Here is a 20,110-nt window from a genome sequence, read left to right as displayed (position 1 = left end):
CCCGGGGCGGTGGTGGGATAATGCCGGCCATGACCACCACTGCCTTGACCATCGAAGTACTGCGCGGGGCGCAGGTGCTGCCGCATCTGGAGGCCGTGGCCGCCTTGCGGATGACGGTTTTTGCCCAGTGGCCGTACCTGTACCAGGGCGATGCCGGCTACGAGCGTGACTACCTCGCCGCCTACGCGGCCTCGCCGGGTAGTGTGTTCGTGCTGGCGCGCACGCCGGCCGGGGAGGTGGTCGGCGCCTCGACCGGGCTGCCGCTGGTTGATGACGGCCCGGGATTTGCCGCCCCGTTCGCCGCTGCCGGCATCGACCCGGTCAGCGTGTTCTACTTCGGCGAATCGGTGCTGCTGCCGGCCTGGCGCGGCCAGGGCCTGGGCCATGCGTTCTTCGATGCGCGTGAGCGGCATGCGCAGGCGCTGGGTGGCTTTGCCCTGACCGCGTTTGCCGCGGTGGAACGTGCCGACGATGACCCGCGGCGCCCGCCGGGCCATCGCGACCATGCCGTGTTCTGGGCCGGGCGGGGCTATACCCGGCAACCGGGACTGGTCATGCAGCTGGCGTGGCAGGAGGTCGGACACGCCAGCGTTGACCACCGCCTGACCTTCTGGACCCGGCCACTGCCGGGAGCCGGCCACCCGGAGCCATGATGAAAATTGCCGTTGCCAAGTACCCGGTCCACGCGCCGGCCAGCTTTGCTGATTTTGCCCGGCGCATCACCACGGTGTTGGGCCAGGCCAGGCAGCAGGGGGCACGGATTGCGGTGCTGCCGGAGTACCTGTCGCTGGAGCTGGCTGCCAGCCTGGGCGAGCCGGTAGCGGCCGATCTGAAGGCCTCGCTGGCCGGCATCCAGGCCTTCCGGCAGGCCTGGATGGCATTGTTTTCCGGGCTGGCGCAACAGCTGGGGATGGACATTGTTGCCGGCAGCTTCCTGCTGGAGCACCAGCCCGGGCGCTACCGCAACCGCTGCGACTGGTTCTGCGCCGATGGCCGCCAGCTGTGGCAGGACAAGCTGCAGCTGACCGGTTTTGAAAAAGCCACCGGGGTGATCGACCCGGGTGATGCGTTGAAGGTGTTTGTGGTCGATGGCGTGCGGGTGGCGGTGGCGGTCTGTTATGACAGCGAGTTCCCGCTGCCGGTGCGTGCCCAGGCCGAAGCCGGGGCGCAGCTGCTGGTGGTGCCCAGCTGCACCGACACCCCGGCCGGGGCAATGCGGGTGCGGGTCGGCTGCCTGGCGCGGGCGCTGGAAAACCGGTTGTTTGTGGCCCAGGCGGTCACCGCCGGGCTGGCGCCATGGAGCCCCGCGCTGGATGTGAACACCGGCGAGGCGGCAGTGTTTGCGCCGATGGATGTGGGCTTCCCGGCCGATGGTGTGCTGGCGCAGACTGCGGGCGAGCAGCTGTGGGCCATTGCCTGGCTGGATTTTGCCGCCTTTGCCGCCAGCCGCGGCAAGGCCCAGGTGGCCAACGACCGCGATTGGCCCGGGCAACTGGCGCCAGCGCTGCGCCGGGCCAGGCTGGAAGGCTGAGAGCCCGCGCCCGCGCCGGGGCATGACCTGTGGCCCGTTTGCCGGCCGCGCTGCTTCATTAAGCTGTCATCCTGTTGACCTTATGGAGTCGTGCGCGTGCTCAAGCGTTGCCTGTTGGCCTTGGCCATTACTGTTGCTGCCCCGCTGCCTGTCGCCCTGGCTGCACCTGCGGCCGTGGAGCCGGTGGATCTGGAGATGGTTACCCGCATCCGTGCCGAGGCCTTCCACAACTCGCAGGTGATGGATCACCTGACCCACCTGACCGAGAACATCGGCCCGCGCCTGACCAACTCGCCGCAAATGGCCGCGGCCAATGCCTGGAGCCGCGGCAAGTTCAACGAGTGGGGCCTGAGCAACGTGCACGATGACGCCTTCCCGGCCTTCGGCCGTGGCTGGGAGTTCACCCACGCCAGCGTGGAGATGCTCGGTGACCGCGTGCTGCCGCTGCATGCGCTGCCCAAGGCCTGGACCCCGGGCACCGACGGCAGCGTGGAAGGCGAGCTGGTCCAGGTGGAAATCAAGAAACTGGCTGACCTGGACAAGTACAAGGGCAAGCTGGCCGGCAAGGTGCTGCTGCTGGGCGATGCGCGCGCCTACAAGCGCGGTACCGAGGCCGACAGCCACCGGCATGACGCCACCTCGCTGGAAGGGCTGCAGCAGTTCACCATTCCGGCCACCGCCGCGGCCGACCGCGACAAGCGCCTGCGCGAATACAACGAGCGCCAGGAGCTGGCCCGCAAGACCAATGAGTTCTTCGTTGCCGAAGGGGCGCTGGCCGCGATCTCGCTGTCGAGCTGGGACAACGGCATCATCCGTGTGGCCGGTGGCGGTTCGCGCAAGGCTGGCGAGTCGGCCGGCATCCCCGAGCTGACCATGATCACCGAGCATTTCAACCCGCTGGTGCGCGCGCTGCAGGCCGGCGAGACGGTCAAGCTGCGCATCCGCGTGGATGCCCGCTTCACCGACGAGGGTGACCAGCCCGGCTACAACACCCTGGCCGAGATTCCCGGCAGTGGCGCCAAGGGCGGCGAGATCGTGATGATCGGCGCGCACATGGATTCCTGGCATACCGGTACCGGCGCGGCCGACAACGGTGCCGGGGTGGCGGTGGCGATGGAAGCCATGCGCATCCTCAAGGCACTGGGGGTCAAGCCCCGGCGCACCATCCGCGTGGCGCTGTGGAGCGGCGAGGAGCAGGGGCTGATCGGCTCGCAGGATTATGTGGCGCGCAACTTCGCCCATTTCCCCGAACCGACCGATCCGGCCCAGCTGGCGCTGCCGGCCAGCCTGCGCGAGCCGACCGGCCCGCTGCGCAAGCTGCGTGATTACGACCGGCTGTCGGCCTACTTCAACATGGACAACGGCTCGGGCCGCTTCCGTGGCATCTATGCCCAGGAGAACCTGGCGGTGATGCCGATCTTCGAGGCGTGGCTGAAGCCATTCAACGATGTCGGCGCCACCACCGTGGTCACCCGCAACACCGGCTCAACGGACCACATCGCCTTTGACCGGGTCGGCCTGCCGGGCTTCCAGTTCATCCAGGACCGGCTGGACTATTTCTCCAACGTCCACCACACCCACCTGGACACCTGGGACCACATCGAGGCCGAAGACCTCAAGCAGGCTGCCGCCGTGATGGCCAGCTTTGCCTGGCATGCGGCGATGCGTGAGGAGAAGCTGCCGCGCAAACCGGAGCCGAAGCCGGCGCCGTAAGCCTGCGGGGCAGGGGATCTTTCAGCAGGGGGCCGGGCAACCGGCCCTTTGCCTTTCCGGCGGGTCGTCAGCCGCTGCCGTACAGGTCAGGCAAGCCGCTGCCGGCCGGGGTAAAATCGCCGGATATCTGTTTCCCAGTGCCTTCGACATGACCGTCCGTACCCGTTTTGCTCCCAGTCCCACCGGCTACCTGCACATTGGTGGTGCGCGCACCGCGCTGTATTGCTGGCTGCAGGCCCGCCACCACGGTGGCCAGTTCGTGCTGCGCATCGAGGACACCGACCGCGAACGCAGCACCCAGGGCGCGATCGACGCCATCCTGGAAGCGATGGACTGGCTGGACCTGAATTACGACGAAGGCCCGATCTACCAGACCGCCCGCGTGGCCCGCTACCTGGAAGTGGCCGAGCAGCTGGTCGCCGAGGGCAAGGCCTATTACGCCTACGAGACCCGCGAGGAACTGGACGCGATGCGCGAGGCCGCGATGGCCAAGCAGGAAAAGCCGCGCTACAACGGCGCCGCGCGTGAGCTGAACCTGCCGAAGAAGGATGACCCCAACCGGGTCATCCGCTTCAAGAACCCGCTCGATGGCGTGGTCGTGTTCGATGACCTGATCAAGGGCCGCATCGAGATCGCCAACAGCGAACTGGATGACATGGTCATCTTCCGCCCGGATGGTTTCCCGACCTACAACTTCGCCGTTGTGGTCGATGACATGGACATGGGCATCAACCAGGTCATCCGTGGCGATGACCACATCAACAACACCCCGCGCCAGATCAACATCTACAAGGCACTGGGCGTTGAGGTGCCGGCCTTCGGCCACATGCCGATGATCCTGGACGAGCAGGGCGCCAAGCTGTCCAAGCGCACCGGCGCGGCCGACGTGATGCAGTACAAGGATGCCGGCTACCTGCCGCACGCGCTGCTCAACTACCTGGCGCGGCTGGGCTGGTCGCATGGTGACCAGGAGATCTTCAGCCGTGACGAACTGATCGCGCTGTTCGACGTCACCAACTGCAATTCCAAGGCCTCGCGTCTGGACATGGCCAAGCTGGGCTGGGTCAATGCGCATTACCTCAAGAGCGATGCGCCCGAATCCATCGTCCCGCACCTGGTCTACCAGCTGCAGAAGCTGGGCCTGGACCTGGCCAATGGTCCGGCTCCGCTGGATGTGGTGATCGCCCTGCGCGAGCGGGTGCAGACGCTGAAGGAAATGGCCGAGAAGGCCGTGGTCTGGTACACCCCGCTGACCACTTATGACGAAGCGGCCGTGGCCAAGCACTTCAAGCCGGGCGCCGAGAAGGCACTGGCCAAGGCGGCCGAGCTGCTGGCTGCACTGCCGGAATGGACGGCTGAAAACGTTTCGGCTGCCCTGCACGATGCCGCTGCCGCGCTGGAAATCGGCATGGGCAAGGTCGCCCAGCCGCTGCGCGTGGCCATCACCGGCACCCAGGTCAGCCCGGATATCTCCCACACCGTCTACCTGGCCGGCCGCGAGCAGGCGCTTGCCCGCATCCACGCCGCCGTGGCCATGGTCCCGGCCGGCTGAGGCCGCGCCGCAAGGAGTCTGTCATGCCGCATTCCCACGCCTGCACCGCCCCCCACCACCATGTCGATGACGCGGCCGCCTTCATCGCCGTGGTGCAGCGGGTCTGCGCCGAGCGTGGGTTGCGGCTGACGCCGATCCGCGCCAATGTGCTGCGCCTGATCGCCGAGGCGGGCAAGCCGGTCAAGGCCTACGAGCTGCTGGACTGGGTGCGTGCCGGCAAGGGCGTGGGCGCCGATGCCCCGCCCACGGTGTACCGCGCGCTGGATTTTCTGATGGCCAACGGCTTCGTGCACAAGCTGGCCTCGGTCAACTCGTTTGTCGCCTGCCACCATCCTTCCAGCCACCAGCACTCGGTACCGTTTCTGATCTGCAATAGCTGCCACAACGCGGTGGAGCTGGAAGACAGCGAGATCGTGCGCCTGCTCGATGCACGCGCCCGCGCGCTGGGCTTCAAGCCACAGGCGCAGACCCTGGAAGTGCACGGCCTGTGCGCCAACTGCGCCGGTTGAGGCCTGCCAGCTGTTGATCAACGGAAAGGCCGCACATGGTGCGGCCTTTGTTTTTCAGCGGACCGGGCGGCTCCTGCAATCACTTCGGGCCGGAGCCCGCTCCCGCAGGCCGAACCGGGCGTTACCCCGGCCGGCGCGGTGTTTCAGTGCTGGTGGCCGAAGCCGGTGCCGGCCAGGCGTCGGGCGCATTCGGGGGTGTCCGCGCAGGAGACGCTGCTGTTGGCGTTGGTCGCGTCGTAGACCACCTCGCCATCCTTGATGGTCTGCAGCACCTTGATCGAATGCAGGCCGGCGTGGGTGATGGTCAGCGGGTTGTCCGAGAGCACCACCAGGTCGGCGCGCTTGCCGGCCTCGATCGAGCCCTTGCTGTCCTGCTCGCCGTATTGCTCGGCCGCCCACAGGGTCAGCGCCTTGAGCGCCTCCAGCGGGGTGACCCGTTGCTCCGGGCCGAGCACCTGGCCGCTGCGGGTGGTGCGGTTGACGGTGGCATCGAGCACCCGCATCGAATCGGGGAATACCACCGGCGCATCGTGGTGGGAGGTGAACTTCATGCCGGCATCCAGCACCCAGCGGGTGGGCGAGATGTTCTCGGCTCGCTCGGGCCCCAGTACCGATTCGCGGTGCCAGTCGCCCCAGTAATAGGTGTGCATCGGAAACAGCGACGGGAAGATGCCCAGCCGGGCGATCTGCGGCACCTGGTCGCGGCGCAGGGTCTGGCCGTGGACCAGCACCGGCAGCAGTGTCTTGCCCGGATGGGCTTTTTGGGCCGCGCCCACGGCGTGGATGAACTGATCGATGGCCGCATCACCGTTGGCGTGGGCCAGCACCTGCCAGCCGCGCTCCCAGGCGCGGGTGATCAGGTCATCGGCCTGGGCGTTGGTAAAGATCGGGTAGCCGGCGTAGGAGGGCTGCTGGCCTTCGGGCACCTGGTAGTAGGGCTGGCTGAGCCAGGCGGTCTTGCCCTGCGGCGAGCCGTCCAGGGTGATCTTGACCCCGCCGATGCGGAAGTGGTCGGTGTACTGGCGGCCGTAGTACGGGCCCTGCATCGTCGGGCTGCTCAATGCCACCTCGATGTTGGGGTAGGCGACCACGTCGATCCTCAGCTTCCCGGCCTTGCCGGCCAGCGGCAGCATCGCCAGGGTGCCGGCATCGGTATTGCCGTCCTGGGCGGTGGTATAGCCGTGCTTGATGTACAGCGCCTGGCCGGCCTGGAGCATGGCCATGGCCTGTTCCAGGCCCAGGGTGGGCATCAGCCTGGTCAGGGTGAGGTTGTGCGCGGTTTCCTCCATCACCCCGTTGGGAACCAGCGAGCCGGGTTCGCGGCGGATCACCCCGCCTTCCGGATCGGGGGTGGCGGCATCGATGCCGGCCAGCTCCAGCGCCTTGCTGTTGTAGGCGCCCAGATGGCCGGACTGGTGCATCAGGATCACCGGAACATCCGTGGTGATGGCATCCAGTTCCTGGCGGTTGGGGTGACGGCCTTCGGCCAGCTGCGAATCGTCATAGCCGAAGCCGATCAGCACCGGGTAACCACCGGGTGTGGCGGTGTCGGTGAGGAACTGACGCATGATCCGCTGCAGGTCCGGGATCGAATTGCCCTGGCCATCGGGCGCTGGCAGCAGGTTGGCCGACAGTGCCTGCAGGCCGGTACCGGAAACATGGCTGTGGGCATCGATGAACCCCGGTGCCAGGGTGTGCCCCTGCAGGTCGACCACGCGGGCCTGCGGGCTGAACTGCATCGCCGCCTGGCGGCTGCCGACAAATGCAATGCGGCCATCGCGCACCACCACCGCCTCGGCCTGCGGCTGGGCCTGGTTGATCGTGATCACCGGGCCGCCAGCGTACAGGGTGTCGGCTGCGTGGGTGGCAGGGGTGACCAGCAGGGCCAGCAGAGGGGTAGCCAGCAGAGGCTTCATGACCGGTGTCCGCAGTGAAGGTTGCCGGTAACGCTAGCGTGGCGGCATGTGCACGGCAGGTATGGAAACGGCAGCCAGCGCGGCCGTGCAGGTGCCTGCTGTGCTGGACCGGCTGCCCGGACCACGCCCGCCATGGCGGCGGGCGTGGTGGCGGGAACTCAGAACCAGGCGCGCACGCCGAAGGCGATGCCGCGGCCGGGCAGCACGGTGTAATCGCGCAGCTGCGAGGTGTGCTCGCGGGCCAGGCGGTCGGTCAGGTTGCGGCCATCGACGAACACCTCCCAGGCCTTGCCATCGTTGCCGTCCACGCGCCAGGCGAGGCTGGCGTTGACCAGGGTGTAGCCGGCGGTTTCTGCCTCGTTGGCGGCCACCTTGTCCTGGCGGGCATGGTGGGTGGCACCCAGGCTGGCACGCCAGTTGCCCAGGCTCCAGCGGACTTCGCTGCCCAGTCGCGCCGGGGCGATCCGCGGCAGGTAGCCGCTGTTGGGCAGCTCCACCAGGTAGTGGTGGGCATGGTTGCCATGCGGCACATCCATCTGCACGCTGCGCTGGCCCGAGCCATCAAGCTTGGCGCGGACGATGTCACCGAACAGATGCAGGTCCCAGTCGCCAGCTGCGCCGTGGTTCAGGTGGAAGGTCGCCTGGGCTTCGGCACCGCTGAACACCGCGTCCTGCTGGGTCCACAGGCGGACCGGGGTGCCGTCCTCGACCACGCCGGTCTGGGCCAGGTAGACATAGTCGGCAAACCGGGTGTGGTAGAGCGCGGCCTGGAATTCGACACGGTCGGTGTGCGTGTGCAGGCCCAGCTCGATGCGCTGGCCGCGTTCGACTTCCAGCGCCGGGTTGCCGATCTCGATGCTGCCGGTGGCCACGTGCAGGCCGGAGGCGTACAGCTCCTCGTGTGCCGGCGCACGCTCGGTATGGTCCACCGCAAAGCGCAGGTCCAATGCCGGCGAGACGCTCCAGATCCCGGCCAGCGAGGCGCTGGTGGCGTTGAAGCTGCGCTCGGGCTGGCCATCGCGCGGACGCAGGCGGCTGTGGTCATGGCGGGCGCCCAGTTCCAGCTTCAGCTCGCCAAAGCGCTTTTCCTGCAGCACGAAGAGGCCGGCGGTGCGGGTATCGGTGCCCGGCACGAAGGCTTCGGCACCATCGGCGCGGAAACGGGTATCGGCCAGCTGCAGGCCAAACGCGCCGTCCCAGCCATTGATGGTCTGCTGCACGGCCTCCAGGCGGGTTTCCAGTCCCTGGTTGGCGAAGCGGGTGATCGCCTGGCCATCCTCCAGTTCATGGTGCTCGTAATCGGTCCAGGCGCTGCGCAGATGCAGCCCCTTCAGCCAGCCGGTCGGGTTGTCCAGGCCGGCACGGAATTCGACCCGGTTGCTGACCATGTCCACCCGCACCACCGGATCTTCGGCATGCACTTCATCGGCGTGTGCATCGTCGCCGTGGTCATCATGTCCATGTCCATGTCCATCTTCGCCATGGACATGGGCGCCGAGCGGGATGCCGTACTTGCTGCGATAGGTGCTCAACGCCAGCCCGGCATAGGCCTCATCACCGAACCAGGTGGCACCGACGCCGCCGGCATGGGTGGACAGCCGGCTGTTGCCCAGCCGGCCATTGAAGACCGCAGGCACCTCATCGGCATGGCCCGGGTCATGGTCGTGGTCATCGTGTCCGTCCTCGGCCAGCAGCGCCGGGCCGGGAATCCGGGTGTCGTTGGTATTGCGGACCAGGCCGTCCACATGCAGCACCCAGTTGTCATTGGCCACGCCGTCCAGGCGGAACATCCCGCTGCGCTCGTCGTTGACGCTGTTGCCGCGCAGTTCGGCGCGGCCACTGAGCGCGCGTTGCGGCAGTTCGCGCGCGATCCGGCCATCGGCCAGGTTCACCGCCCCGCCCATCGCTCCGCTGCCGAACAGCAGGGTGGCCGGTCCCTTGAACACCTCGATCTGGTCAGCCAGGAACGGCTCGACGCTGCTGGCATGGTCCGCGCTCAGACTGGAGGCATCGACGCTGGCCAGGCCATTGCTCAGTACCTGCACGCGCGGACCATCCTGGCCACGGATGATCGGCCGGCCGACGCCGGTGCCGAAGCTGGCGTTATGCACACCGGGCAGGTTACCGATGGTCTGGCCCAGGGTGGCGCCCTTGGCGCTGTCCAGCGCTTCGCCGGCCAGCACGCTGACCGGACGGGCCAGTGATTCGGCATCGCCACGCAGCGGCGAAGCGGTGACCCTCACCGCGCTCAGCTCGGTCAGGTGGTCGCCATGGTCATGCGCGCTGCTGGCAGGGGTCGATTGCGCCATTGCCAATGGGCTGAGCAGGCTGGCAATGGTGGTGGCCAGTACGCGGCGGGACAGGGGAAGGGGCAGTAGCATGGGCGGTTTCCGTTGTTACTGTGTATCAGTCGAGGGGCGAAGTAATGCCGGCGTTCTGCCGGCCTGCGAGAAATGTTATAGTATTCCAATACAGTCAGCCAGCAGTCGAAAGTAATGTCCCCACGAAGCGCAATGCGAACCCTGCTTGATCGATTTGGCGCGCTGTGGTCGCTGCTGTGTGCCGTCCACTGTGCGTTGCTGCCGTTGGTGCTGGTGGTCGCTCCCGGATTTGCGCTGGGGGTGTGGTGGGATGACCGGGTCGAACGGATCACCGTGCTGCTGGTGACCGTGGTGGTACTGGTTTCGCTGGGATCGGGCTTTGCCCGTCACCGTGGCTGGTCGGCGATTGCGTTGATGGTGCCTGGCCTGTTGCTGATGTGGTCAGCCCTGGTGGTGCCGCCGGTGCATCATTCGGTAGCGGCCCATGCGGCGGCAATGGCCGTGGGCGGCGTGCTGGTCGGAATGGCGCACCTGGCCAACCTGCGGCTGAACCGTGGTCATGTCCACGGTCCGAATTGTGCCCACTGAATAGCGTGCTAGTCTGCAGGGGCCTGCTGCTTTGCCTCAGGACATCACTGCTGTAGATACCTGTGCAAGCGGCTTGGATACCACTATTTTCCAGGAGTGAAGAAAGATGGGTAAGGGTGACCGCAAGACTGCCAAGGGCAAGCGTTTCAATTCCAGCTATGGCAATTCGCGCCGGCATGCATCGAGCAGCAGCGCCTTTGCAGGCAGCAGTGCGGCCGTTGCAGTCAAGCCTGCCACGCCGGTGGCGGCAGCTCCGGCAGTGAAGAAAGCCGTTGCCAAGAAGGCGGTCGCCAAAAAGGCGGCAGTGAAGAAATCCGCGGCAGCGGAGTGATCCTGCAGATACGGCATAAAAAAACGCGGCGCACAGCGCCGCGTTTTTTTATGCCTTGGCTTGCTTGATCAATCGGCCAGTGCGTTGGCGGTGGCTTCCAGCTCGCCGTCACCATGGGGCAGCTCGATCTGCAGCAGTTTGCCCAGCAGCGGGAAGATGTCGACATTCTCGATCGGCTCGATCACCGTGCGCTGACGGAAGGCCGGGCCGATGGCGATGAACGGTGAGCGCATCGATGGCAGGGCGTTGTCGTAGCCATGCGAGCCGCGCACTCCCGGCCGGCGCTTGGCCAGCACCTGACGGGTGTTGGCATCCCAGCCCTCGTGCATCTGGCAGATGATCGCCGGAATCCGGCGATGGCTGCCGAATTCCCAGCGCTCAGGCAGTTGTTCGCGGGGCCAGCAGTCGTAGTTGCGGTGCTGGCCAACCAGAATCTGCCGCGCCTTGTCTGCATTGCCGGGGGTAGGAGCAAAGCTGATCAGCTGCCCGACGCTGACCGCGCGGGCCAGCTCGGGAGCGATCATGTCTTCCACCGCCACGGTATTGCCGTCCGGCACTTCGGCCATGCCATGGTCAGAGACAATGACCAGGTTGGTATGGGCCAGCATGCCGCGCTGCTCCAGGCCTTGCACCAGCGTGCCGATGGCCGCATCGATCAGTTCGATGGCGCTGGCGTACTGCTCCGAATTGGGGCCGTAGTAATGGCCGGCCTTGTCGACGTGCTCGAAGTAGCCGGCAACGAAATCCGGCCGCTGCTCCTGTTCCAGCCACTGCAGCATCAGTTCGATGCGTTGCTGCGGTTGCATGGATTCATCGTAGGGGTGCCACAGGTCGGCGCGCTGGCCGTCTATGGCGACCTCGCCGCCGGGATAGCTCAGGCTGGCCGTGCGGCGACCGGCACGACTGGCCAGCACCCAGATCGGCAGTGCATCGGACCACCAGCCGGGGGTGCGCACGGCTTCCACATCACTCAGTTCAAAGCGCCCCAGCTCGGGATCTTCCATCTGGTTGTGCACGATGCCGTGGCGGTCCGGGCGTAGTCCGGTGGCCATCGTGTAGTGGTTGGGGAAGGTGATCGAGGGATAGGAGGGTGTCATCCAGCGCGCCTGGACCCCGGCGGCGGCGAGCCGGTCCAGGTTCGGCGTATGCCCCTTGCCCAAGGCACTGGCATTCAAACCGTCGATGGAAAGGAATACCACGCTGCTTCTGGTGGCGCTGGCCACAGTGGCGGGGGCGGAACCGGGGGAGGAGAGGCTGGCGCAGGCCGAGAGCAGCAGGGCGGCCAGGCCGGTCAACAGGTAAGACGCTTTCATCGCACAAGGATACTCGGCTTGCCCGGGAACAGGCATGTGACGATAGTTCAGTCTGTCTGCATTGCAGTCAGGCGACAGCGCCTAGACTGACGGCTGGCACCAAGTTGTGGATGGACCTGGATGAAGCGCGTTGTGCATTGTCTTTTGCCTTTGCTGCTGCTTGGCGCATGCAGTGTCCCGGAGGCCGGGCTGGAGAACCTGACCGACGCCGCGCTGCGCGCGCAGGCTGCTGATGGCGAGCACATGGTCTCGATCAACAGCGCCGACGCGCCGCCATTGCCGCCGCGTCCGCAGACCGATCAATGGCCGGAGGTGGCGCTGGAAGGCAACTCGATCCTGGTCAGCTGCGATGTCGATTACGCCCTGGGTGGCGATGGCCAGGCCTTGGAGGACCTGTCGCGCCCGGCAGTGGAACAGGTGTTGGCACCCTGCCAGGAACGTGGGCTGTTGCGGGTGCGCTATGAGGGCAAGATCACCGGGGTATTTGTCGAGGCGATGTGGCGCATCACCGAAGTGGCCGATGCGCTGCAGATCACCCGCCGGGTGCTGGATCTGGATTCCAGCGGTGGCCAGGTGGAGGCGGCCATCCGTGCCGGCGACCAGATCGGTGAATCGGGATGGACCATATGGGTGCGTGAAGGCTCGGTCTGCCACAGCGCCTGCGTATTCGTGCTGGCGGCCGGTGATAACCGCCTGCTGGCCGGCAAGGTCGGCATCCACCGGATGATGCGCATCTCCTCCAAGGCCACCTCGCGCGCCGAACTCAACGAAGAGCTGCAGCAGGTCTATGCGCGGGTCAAGGATTACCTGCAGCGCAATGGGGTGGCCATCGGTGTGGCGGACCTGATGATGACCGTTCCCAACCGCAGCCTGCGCCTGCTCACCGCCGAGGAGCTGCGTCAGTTTGGCCTGGATGGCACCAATGCGGTGCAGGACGATCTGGAGCGGATCCGGCAGATGCGCAAATGCGGTGCCGATTTTGTCCGCCGCAAGGATGCGTTCCTGGTTTCCTTTGACCAGCGTTGCAAGAATGGCCGCAATGACCTGGAGGCCCTGACCAGCTGTGGCCAGGCGCTGAAGGAACGTTTTGGTTTCCCCGATGCCAGCTGCCCGGAAGAGAGCCCGCTGGCGGAAATCGACAATGGCTCCGACGCGTTGTTGCTGCCCCCGCTGGAACCGGCGGTGGAGGGCGAGGATGCCGATACCGGGGAGGACGGGCAGGCCAGTGCGGCCGCGCCCGAGGCCCCGGCTCAGGAGGGCAGCGCAGCGGGGAATTGAGCCCCGGTGTGGCGGCGTTCCAGCGACAGCAGGGCCTGTTTGACGGCCAGTCCACCGGCAAAGCCGGTCAGCGCGCCCTGGCTGCCGATGACACGGTGGCAGGGCAGCACGATCGGTAGCGGGTTGCGGCCGATGGCCGCGCCCACCGCACGCACCGCCGTGGGCCGGCCGATCTGCCCGGCCAGCTGACCATAGCTCCAGGTGCTGGCAAACGGAATCTGCGCCAGGGTCTTCCATACCTGCGACTGGAAGGGCGTGCCTTCTGGGGCCAGCAGCAGCTCGAAGTGGCGGCGCTGCCCGTGCAGGTATTGAAGCAATTGCCGGCGCGGCTCGATCAATACCGGCGCGTCGGGAGCATGTTGCCAATCGGCCTGGCCCCTGGCCGGGTAACGGTGCTGGGCAAACAGCACCTGGCGCAGGCCGGCCTGATCGGCGGCAATGGTGAGTGTCCCGATCGGGCTGTCAAAGCAGTCGTAAAATACAGTGCTCATGGCGTTGTGGCGGCTTCGGAACAGTGGTGGGGCGAGGCCGTGTTGCCTTGCCGACAGGGCAAGGGTAGGGCAATCGCGCGTGGCCGGTGGTAACGACGACGGCGGGCCAGCAAGCTGGCCGCTGCCAGGCCAGCTTGCTGGCCCGGAGCCGATCATGTCAGCCAGGGACTGCGGCCGGGTGCCGAGGGTGCGGGGGCCGGCCGGGCGGGCGGATCGCAGTGTGTGGCTGCTGGTGCCGGCCGGGAGCGCCAGCAAGCCGGCGAGCTGGCACCGCCTGACCCTGCCATTGCCGTGTCGCGCCCGGAGGTGTGCGACAGCGCGGATGACGCACGGCGCAACATCCTGCCGCCAGTACGGATGGCGGTTGCCGGGAGTGCCGTTCCTGCGGCATGGGCCGGATCGGCAGCGGTGCTTTATGCTGGCCGGATCAGGATGAGCCTGGTCGCCATTGCCGTGGGTAATGGCGTTTTTGATGATCACGGAGTTGATGATGCGTTCGATGTTGTCCATCGTGTTCAGTACCGTTTTGCTGGCAGCGCCGGCGCTGGTGGCGGCGCAGACCACCGCAGGGCCTGCCCGGCCAGCGACTGCACCGGCAGCCGCGCCGGCCGTTGCCGATGCGCAACAGCGTGAGGCGCTGGCGCGGCAGGATGCGCAGATGTCCGCGGCGGCGGCGCGGGTTGCCGGTCTGATCGATGCCGGAAATGCCGGTCAGGTGTGGGACGGCGCGGCGGAAGTGATGCGCAAGGCCACCTCGCGGCCGGGGTTCATCCAGGCGATGGCCGCTGACCGCCAGCGCCTGGGGGCGGTGGTCCAGCGTGGCCAGCCCAGTGTCACCCGGGTCCAGTACGCGGCCGGCGGTGCGGTCCCGCAGGGGGTGTACCTGAATGTCAGTTTCGCCACCCGTTTTGCCAACAGCGCCCAGCCGGTACGTGAACTGGTCTCCTTCCGTCTGGACGAGGACCGTACCTGGCGTGTGTCCGGCTACAGCGTGCGTCCGGTCGGGCAGTAACGTGCGGCCTGCCCGGCGCTGATCCAGATCAAGGCCCGTCCACTCGGTGGCCCCTAGGCTGGCGGCTCGGATTTTTCGGAGCGCTGTATGGACAAGGTGGATGTGGCGATCATTGGTGCCGGCCCGGTCGGGTTGACCTTGCTCAACCTGCTGGCCGGTAGTGGCCTGCGCCTGGCCGTGGTCGAGCAGCAGGCCGCTGCCCTCCTGGCACAGCCGGCCTTTGATGGCCGCGAGATCGCGCTGACCCACGCTTCGCGCAACTGGCTGGAGCAGGCCGGGATCTGGTCCCGGCTGGATCAGCAGGCGATCTGGCCGCTGCGCAAGGCCAGTGTGCGTGACCGTCATCTGCCGTTCGCGCTGGATGTCGACAACCGTGGTGCCCACGACAGTGCACCGCTGGGCTGGCTGGTGTCCAACTGGCGGATCCGCAAGGCGGCCTGGGAGGCTGCCCAGGCCGTAACCGGCTGGTCGTTGATCGACGGCGTGGCGTTGCAGGCGGTGCGTCGGGAAGCGGCTGGCTGGGTGCTGCAACTGGCCGATGGCCGCAGGCTGCAGGCCCAGATCGTGGTCGCCGCCGACAGCCGCTTTTCTGCGACCCGGCGGATGCTCGGGGTGGGCGCACGCAGCCATGAGCACGGTACGGCGATGGTGGTGCGCAACATGCACATCGAGCGCGACCACCAGCAGGTGGCCTGGGAATGGTTCGGCCAGGGGCATACGCGGGCGTTGCTGCCGCTGCAGCCCGGGGTGGCTTCGGCGGTGGTGACCCTGCCACTGCCGCGGGCAAAGGCCTTGATGACGCTGGATGAGCCGGCGTTTGCCGATGCCGTCAGCGGCCTGTTTGAACACCGCTGGGGGCGGATGCGGCCCTGTTCGTCGGCCCATCTGTATCCGATGGTTACCGTCTACGCTGATCGTTTTGCCGGTCCGGGCTTCGCGTTGGCCGGCGATGCCGCCGTGGGCATGCATCCGGTCACCGCCCATGGTTTCAATCTGGGGCTGCGCAGTGCCGGTGCCCTGGCCGGGGCGTTGCGCGCCGCGGGCGTTGGAGCCGCCGCTGACAATGCCCTGCAGCGTTACGCGCGTGAGCATCGTCTGGCGACCGCGCCGCTGTTTGCTGCCACCGGGATGGTTGCCGGCCTGTTTGCCGATACCCGCTGGCCGGCACGCATCGCACGCGGTGGTGCGATGGCTCTGGCGGCGTCGATGCCGCCGTTCAGGCAATTGTTGCGCAGCCACTTGACTGGCTGAGCGGCGCGGCGCGGTGTTTCCGGCCGCCGGCCCGGGTTCAGGGCGCTTCGATCAGGATCCGGGTACCGGCGAACTCGACCACCTGGCCAAGACGGATCTTGCAGGCCTTGCGCGTCTCGACCTGGCCATCCACGGTAACCTGCCCGTCGTCGATGACGACCTTGGCCTCGCCGCCACTGCTGACCAGGTCGGTGAGTTTGAGCAGGGATTTCAGTTCGATGTATTCGCCATCAAGGGCGAAGGCCAGGGTTGTCATGCGGTCGTTAACGCTGCGGTTGGGAGAAATGCATTATCCTCTCAAACCTTGGGTCTAACCGTACTTCCGGCGTGCAGCGGTAGGGCCTGATTGTTCACTTGCCCTGATCGTTTGTCCTGACCGATACCGCGCAGGGCGCACCCATGCGCCTTATCACGCCCGTTGCCGTCCTGGTAGCGGTGCTCCCCGGAGTTACCCCATGTCGCAAGAAACCCCCGCCCTGCGTTTTGCAGACCTTGGCCTGTCTGACGCTGTCATGAGCGCAGTGGCCACGATTGGCTATGAATCCCCGTCGCCGATCCAGGCCGCCACCATTCCGGCCATGCTGGAAGGCCGTGACGTGCTCGGTCAGGCGCAGACCGGTACCGGCAAGACCGGCGCCTTCGCGCTGCCGGTGCTGTCCAATATCGACCTGGCTGCGCACAAGCCGCAGGTGCTGGTGCTGGCGCCGACCCGCGAGCTGGCCATCCAGGTGGCTGAGGCCTTCCAGTCCTATTCTGCCTCGATGCCCGGCTTCCGCGTGCTGCCTGTTTACGGTGGCCAGCCCTATGGCCTGCAGCTGTCGGCCCTGCGCCGCGGCGTGCACGTGGTTGTCGGTACCCCGGGCCGGGTGATCGATCACCTCAACCGCGGCACCCTGGACCTGTCCGAGCTCAAGACCCTGGTGCTGGACGAAGCCGACGAAATGCTGCGCATGGGCTTCATCGACGATGTCGAAGCCGTGCTCAAGAAGCTGCCCGAGCAGCGTCAGGTGGCCCTGTTCTCGGCCACCATGCCCTCGGCGATCCGCCGTATCGCCCAGACCTACCTGCGCGAGCCGGTGGAAGTGACCATTGCTTCCAAGACCACCACCAGTGCCAACATCCGCCAGCGTTACTGGTGGGTGGCCGGCATGCACAAGCTCGATGCGCTGACCCGCATCCTGGAAGTGGAGAGCTACGACGCGATGATCATCTTCGCGCGTACCAAGGCGGCCACCGAGGAACTGGCCGAGAAACTGCAGGCCCGCGGCCTGGCTGCCGCAGCGATCAACGGCGACATGCAGCAGGCCCAGCGCGAGCGCACCATCGCCCAGCTCAAGGACGGCAAGCTGGACATCCTGGTGGCCACCGACGTGGCCGCCCGCGGCCTGGACGTGGAGCGCATCAGCCATGTGCTCAACTACGACATCCCCTACGACACCGAAAGCTACGTCCACCGCATTGGCCGTACCGGCCGTGCCGGCCGCACCGGTGATGCGATCCTGTTCGTGACCCCGCGCGAGAAGGGCATGCTGCGCGCGATCGAACGCGCCACCCGCCAGCCGATCGAGGAAATGCAGCTGCCCAGCGTGGAAGCGGTCAATGACAACCGGATCAGCAAGTTCCTGGCCCGCATCAGTGGCGAGCTGGAGAACGAGCATGGCCTGAAGTTCTTCCGCGAAATGCTGCAGGACTTCATTACCGAAAACCAGCTCGATCCGCTGGATGTGGCCGCCGCGCTGGCCCGCCAGCTGCAGGGCGATACCCCGTTCCTGCTGACCCCGCCGGTGCGCCAGCCGCGCACCGAGCGTCCCGAGCGCAGCGAACGTGCCCCGCGTGAGGGTTTCAGCCGCGGTGCCGAGCGCTTTGAGCGTGCGCCGGCCCGTTTCGAACGTGCCCCGCGCGAAGATCGTTTCGGCAGCGAGGAGCGTCCGCGCCGTGATCCGGCACCGCGTGGCAATCCGGAAAGCGGCATGGAGACCTTCCGTATCGAAGTCGGCTATCGCCACGGGGTCAAGCCGGGCAACATCGTTGGTGCGATTGCCAACGAGGCTGGCCTGGAAAGCCGTTTCATCGGCCGTATCGACATCCATGACGAGCATTCGGTACTGGATCTGCCGGCCGACATGCCCCAGGACGTGCTCGCCCATCTGCAGAAGGTCTGGGTGGCTGGCCAGCAGTTGAAGATGCAGCCGATTGACCCGGCACAGGCGCGTGCCGATTCCGAAGCCAAGGCGCGGGCACCGCGCGACGGTGGTTTCGAGCGTGGTCCGCGCCCGCCGCGTGATGGGGGCTTCGAACGCGGCCCGCGTCCGCCGCGTGAGGGTGGTTTCGAACGTGGCCCGCGCCCGCCGCGCGATGGGGGCTTTGATGCCCGCCCGCCGCGTCGTGAGGGCGGTTTTGAGTCGCGTGGCCCCGGTGCGGCTCCACGCGGCCCGCGCAGCCGCGGCCCACGTGAGTTCTAAGCAGTAGTTGCAATAAACGGCGTCCCTGGTGGCGCCGTTTCTGTATCTTTACAACGCAGGCATGGCAGTACTGGCGTGATACCGCTGGCCGGGCCTGGGCAATCAACGGCCTGCCAGCGCCGGTACGGGTGATCCAGTGAAACAAGGTTGCAGGGGGCAGCAGCGGTGGTAGCGGAATCAGTGATCAGGACCGATAGCTCGACCAGGCCGCTTGCCTGCGCTCTGCTCGCCGTGCTGATGCTGCTGGCCGGTCTGTGGCCGTTGGCGGCAAAGGCGCAGGGCTGGTCTGCCGCTTCGTTCGAGCGCGGCTATGTGCTGGAAGGGCAGGCCAGTGCACACCCGAGCCCGCAGCGGGGCTGTGATGCCGCGCTGATCCAGCAGCTGGACCGCCAGGCCCGGTTGCAGGCCCCGCCGGGGGGCTGGCCGGGCACCCCGCAGGCGGTGCTGGTCTTCAATGTGTTTTCCGGCGAGGTGATGATCAGCCACGGTGAGCGTGTCACCTGTGGCCTGATGTCCGATGCGCGTACGCGCGACTCGCGTTTCCGCAGCAGCGTGGGCCAGGTGGTCGTGCCTACCGCCGGCAACCAGGAGCCGATCGTGGTGGCCTGGCAATCGCCGATCCGCCCGGAATGGATACCGACGATCATGCTCGGTGGCCCCAGCCCGCTGCAGCAGCACGATACCGCCCGCCTGCTGGTGCGTACCTCGTGCATGGCCGTGGGGCTGGCATTGGCGCTGAGCGCGCTGCTGGGCTGGATGGCCAGCCGCGACCGCATGTTCGTGCTGTATACCGCCAGCTGCATGCTGTTCTTCATCTGGCAGGCGCTGATTACCGGATTGTCCGGTTATCCCTACCCGTGGCTGCCGGTATCCAGCTGGCTGGTGCAATGGCAGGCGGTGACCAGCCTGATGGTGGCTGCGCTGATGCTGGCCGGCCTGTGGCTGCTGTGCGCCGGCAGCCAGTTGCTGCCTGGCTCCAAGGTGGTCGTGCAGCGTCTGCTGCAGGCGATCCTGCTGCTGGCTTTTTGCGGCCTGTTGCTGCCGCAAAGTGCCTTGCCGATCCTGGCCATTGCCCCGCAGGTCTTGATGGTGGTCGGCGCGGTATTGGTGCTGGGGGTGGCCTTGCTGGCGCAGTTGCGCGGCCTGCGTGACGGCTTGCTGGGCTGGTTGGGGCTGGTGCCCTTCATGGCGCTGGTGATCGGTGAGCTGGTCGGCGCCCATTGGCTGGTGGTGTACCGGATCGAAATCATGCAGCTGGTGGCTACCTGGCTGCTGTTGATCACCGCGTTCGCCTTCAACCGGCGCCTGGGCCTGCTGCGCGAGCAGCGCGACCAGATGCGTCGGCTGGCCGATACCGATGGCTTGACCGGGCTGCCCAACCGGCGGGTCGGGCTGCAGCGGCTGAACCAGCTGATCACCCAGGCCGGCACGACGGGGGTACTGTCCATTGGTTTTGTCGATGTTGATCATTTCAAGGCCATCAACGATACCTACGGCCATGATGTCGGCGACAAGGTGCTGGTCGAAGTGGCACGGGTGATGGCCGAATCGGTCCGCGCCGATGATGTGGTGCGCATGGGCGGCGAGGAATTCCTGGTGATGCTGCCCGGGGTGGACCTTGCCGGTGCGCGTGCGCGCATGCAGGCCATCGGCGAACAACTGGCGCAGATCCAGCTGCGCTCCAGCGCCCCCGGATTGCTGGTGACCGCCAGCATCGGCATTGCCCAGTACCATCCGGGTGACATGGACATGGCCGCCCTGCTGCGGCGCGCCGACCAGGCCATGTACGGGGCCAAGCAACAGGGCCGCAACCAGGTGTTCGAGGCCTGAATCAGGGCGCTG

The 20,110-nt window shown here is 66.8% G+C and carries 17 protein-coding genes; 12 read left to right on the top strand and 5 right to left on the bottom strand.

The window, feature by feature from the left end; translation table 11 throughout:
* Positions 1-20 precede the first annotated feature (20 nt).
* From ABB25_RS05445 to ABB25_RS05425, 5 genes are all read left to right on the top strand, one after another.
* Positions 21-653: a GNAT family acetyltransferase gene (locus ABB25_RS05445; RefSeq protein WP_057664739.1), complete on the top strand. Its 633-nt coding sequence runs from the start codon at positions 21-23 to the stop codon at positions 651-653.
* Positions 653-1,531, top strand: coding sequence for a carbon-nitrogen hydrolase family protein (locus ABB25_RS05440; RefSeq protein WP_057664737.1), 879 nt, complete (start codon positions 653-655; stop codon positions 1,529-1,531). The genes ABB25_RS05445 and ABB25_RS05440 overlap by 1 nt, the downstream gene beginning before the upstream one ends.
* Before the next feature lie 126 nt (positions 1,532-1,657).
* Positions 1,658-3,244 (top strand): M20/M25/M40 family metallo-hydrolase, encoded by a 1,587-nt coding sequence (locus ABB25_RS05435; protein ID WP_057664878.1) that lies wholly within the window; start codon positions 1,658-1,660, stop codon positions 3,242-3,244.
* Between the two features lie 148 nt (positions 3,245-3,392).
* Positions 3,393-4,796, top strand: a complete 1,404-nt coding sequence (gene gltX, locus ABB25_RS05430; protein ID WP_057664735.1) for a glutamate--tRNA ligase — start codon at positions 3,393-3,395, stop codon at positions 4,794-4,796.
* A 23-nt stretch (positions 4,797-4,819) separates the two neighbouring features.
* A complete protein-coding gene (locus ABB25_RS05425; protein WP_057664733.1) occupies positions 4,820-5,305 on the top strand; it encodes a Fur family transcriptional regulator in 486 nt (161 codons plus the stop codon).
* Between the two features lie 143 nt (positions 5,306-5,448).
* On the opposite strand, the gene ABB25_RS05420 is transcribed toward ABB25_RS05425, so the two are convergent.
* Together ABB25_RS05420 and ABB25_RS05415 are read right to left on the bottom strand one after the other, a co-directional pair.
* Entirely contained in the window at positions 5,449-7,221 is a 1,773-nt protein-coding gene (locus ABB25_RS05420) for an amidohydrolase (RefSeq protein ID WP_083488125.1), read from the bottom strand.
* 158 nt (positions 7,222-7,379) lie between these two features.
* A complete protein-coding gene (locus tag ABB25_RS05415) occupies positions 7,380-9,602 on the bottom strand; it encodes a TonB-dependent receptor (RefSeq protein ID WP_057664731.1) in 2,223 nt (740 codons plus the stop codon).
* 114 nt (positions 9,603-9,716) lie between these two features.
* Between ABB25_RS05415 and ABB25_RS05410 the strand changes: the two genes are divergently transcribed.
* Both ABB25_RS05410 and ABB25_RS05405 read left to right on the top strand, forming a co-directional pair.
* Complete coding sequence (locus ABB25_RS05410; RefSeq protein ID WP_057664729.1) at positions 9,717-10,130, top strand: MerC domain-containing protein; 414 nt, start codon at positions 9,717-9,719, stop codon at positions 10,128-10,130.
* 106 nt (positions 10,131-10,236) lie between these two features.
* Positions 10,237-10,461: a 30S ribosomal protein THX gene (locus tag ABB25_RS05405; protein WP_057664728.1), complete on the top strand. Its 225-nt coding sequence runs from the start codon at positions 10,237-10,239 to the stop codon at positions 10,459-10,461.
* 68 nt (positions 10,462-10,529) lie between these two features.
* Here ABB25_RS05405 and ABB25_RS05400 read toward each other — a convergent pair whose 3' ends face one another.
* A complete protein-coding gene (locus tag ABB25_RS05400) occupies positions 10,530-11,774 on the bottom strand; it encodes an alkaline phosphatase family protein (RefSeq protein ID WP_057664726.1) in 1,245 nt (414 codons plus the stop codon).
* Positions 11,775-11,894: 120 nt separating this feature from the next.
* On the opposite strand from ABB25_RS05400, the gene ABB25_RS05395 reads away from it, so the two are divergent.
* Entirely contained in the window at positions 11,895-13,052 is a 1,158-nt protein-coding gene (locus ABB25_RS05395; protein WP_083488124.1) for a hypothetical protein, read from the top strand.
* Here the strand turns inward: ABB25_RS05395 and ABB25_RS05390 are convergent.
* Positions 13,025-13,543 carry a methylated-DNA--[protein]-cysteine S-methyltransferase gene (locus ABB25_RS05390; RefSeq protein ID WP_057664724.1) on the bottom strand — a complete coding sequence of 173 codons (519 nt, stop codon included), beginning with the start codon at positions 13,541-13,543 and terminating at the stop codon, positions 13,025-13,027. The genes ABB25_RS05395 and ABB25_RS05390 overlap by 28 nt on opposite strands.
* Before the next feature lie 487 nt (positions 13,544-14,030).
* Here ABB25_RS05390 and ABB25_RS05385 point away from each other — a divergent pair, with 487 nt between their 5' ends.
* Together ABB25_RS05385 and ubiM are read left to right on the top strand one after the other, a co-directional pair.
* Positions 14,031-14,555: a DUF4019 domain-containing protein gene (locus ABB25_RS05385; protein WP_057664876.1), complete on the top strand. Its 525-nt coding sequence runs from the start codon at positions 14,031-14,033 to the stop codon at positions 14,553-14,555.
* An 87-nt stretch (positions 14,556-14,642) separates the two neighbouring features.
* Positions 14,643-15,806 carry a 5-demethoxyubiquinol-8 5-hydroxylase UbiM gene (ubiM, locus tag ABB25_RS05380; protein ID WP_057664722.1) on the top strand — a complete coding sequence of 388 codons (1,164 nt, stop codon included), beginning with the start codon at positions 14,643-14,645 and terminating at the stop codon, positions 15,804-15,806.
* Positions 15,807-15,843: 37 nt separating this feature from the next.
* Here the strand turns inward: ubiM and ABB25_RS05375 are convergent, their stop codons facing one another.
* A complete protein-coding gene (locus ABB25_RS05375) occupies positions 15,844-16,062 on the bottom strand; it encodes an RNA-binding S4 domain-containing protein (protein ID WP_057664720.1) in 219 nt (72 codons plus the stop codon).
* A gap of 199 nt (positions 16,063-16,261) precedes the next feature.
* On the opposite strand from ABB25_RS05375, the gene ABB25_RS05370 reads away from it, so the two are divergent.
* Positions 16,262-18,268: a DEAD/DEAH box helicase gene (locus ABB25_RS05370; protein WP_057664719.1), complete on the top strand. Its 2,007-nt coding sequence runs from the start codon at positions 16,262-16,264 to the stop codon at positions 18,266-18,268.
* A gap of 180 nt (positions 18,269-18,448) precedes the next feature.
* On the top strand, positions 18,449-20,098 hold the full coding sequence (locus tag ABB25_RS05365; protein WP_152981036.1) for a GGDEF domain-containing protein: 1,650 nt from the start codon (positions 18,449-18,451) through the stop codon (positions 20,096-20,098).
* Positions 20,099-20,110 lie beyond the last annotated feature (12 nt).

It is taken from the genome of Stenotrophomonas koreensis (genome assembly GCF_001431525.1).
Classification (GTDB): domain Bacteria; phylum Pseudomonadota; class Gammaproteobacteria; order Xanthomonadales; family Xanthomonadaceae; genus Stenotrophomonas; species Stenotrophomonas koreensis.
This window is presented reverse-complemented; position numbering and strand designations above follow the sequence as displayed.

Excerpts from the sequence above, each read along its gene's own strand:
- ABB25_RS05445 (WP_057664739.1), top strand. The coding sequence starts at position 21 with ATGCCGGCCATGACCACCACTGCCTTGACCATCGAAGTACTGCGCGGG.
- ABB25_RS05440 (WP_057664737.1), top strand. The coding sequence starts at position 653 with ATGAAAATTGCCGTTGCCAAGTACCCGGTCCACGCGCCGGCCAGCTTT.
- gltX (WP_057664735.1), top strand. The coding sequence starts at position 3,393 with ATGACCGTCCGTACCCGTTTTGCTCCCAGTCCCACCGGCTACCTGCAC.
- ABB25_RS05425 (WP_057664733.1), top strand. The coding sequence starts at position 4,820 with ATGCCGCATTCCCACGCCTGCACCGCCCCCCACCACCATGTCGATGAC.
- ABB25_RS05420 (WP_083488125.1), bottom strand. The coding sequence starts at position 7,221 with ATGAAGCCTCTGCTGGCTACCCCTCTGCTGGCCCTGCTGGTCACCCCT.
- ABB25_RS05415 (WP_057664731.1), bottom strand. The coding sequence starts at position 9,602 with ATGCTACTGCCCCTTCCCCTGTCCCGCCGCGTACTGGCCACCACCATT.
- ABB25_RS05410 (WP_057664729.1), top strand. The coding sequence starts at position 9,717 with ATGTCCCCACGAAGCGCAATGCGAACCCTGCTTGATCGATTTGGCGCG.
- ABB25_RS05405 (WP_057664728.1), top strand. The coding sequence starts at position 10,237 with ATGGGTAAGGGTGACCGCAAGACTGCCAAGGGCAAGCGTTTCAATTCC.
- ABB25_RS05400 (WP_057664726.1), bottom strand. The coding sequence starts at position 11,774 with ATGAAAGCGTCTTACCTGTTGACCGGCCTGGCCGCCCTGCTGCTCTCG.
- ABB25_RS05395 (WP_083488124.1), top strand. The coding sequence starts at position 11,895 with ATGAAGCGCGTTGTGCATTGTCTTTTGCCTTTGCTGCTGCTTGGCGCA.
- ABB25_RS05390 (WP_057664724.1), bottom strand. The coding sequence starts at position 13,543 with ATGAGCACTGTATTTTACGACTGCTTTGACAGCCCGATCGGGACACTC.
- ABB25_RS05385 (WP_057664876.1), top strand. The coding sequence starts at position 14,031 with ATGATGCGTTCGATGTTGTCCATCGTGTTCAGTACCGTTTTGCTGGCA.
- ubiM (WP_057664722.1), top strand. The coding sequence starts at position 14,643 with ATGGACAAGGTGGATGTGGCGATCATTGGTGCCGGCCCGGTCGGGTTG.
- ABB25_RS05375 (WP_057664720.1), bottom strand. The coding sequence starts at position 16,062 with ATGACAACCCTGGCCTTCGCCCTTGATGGCGAATACATCGAACTGAAA.
- ABB25_RS05370 (WP_057664719.1), top strand. The coding sequence starts at position 16,262 with ATGTCGCAAGAAACCCCCGCCCTGCGTTTTGCAGACCTTGGCCTGTCT.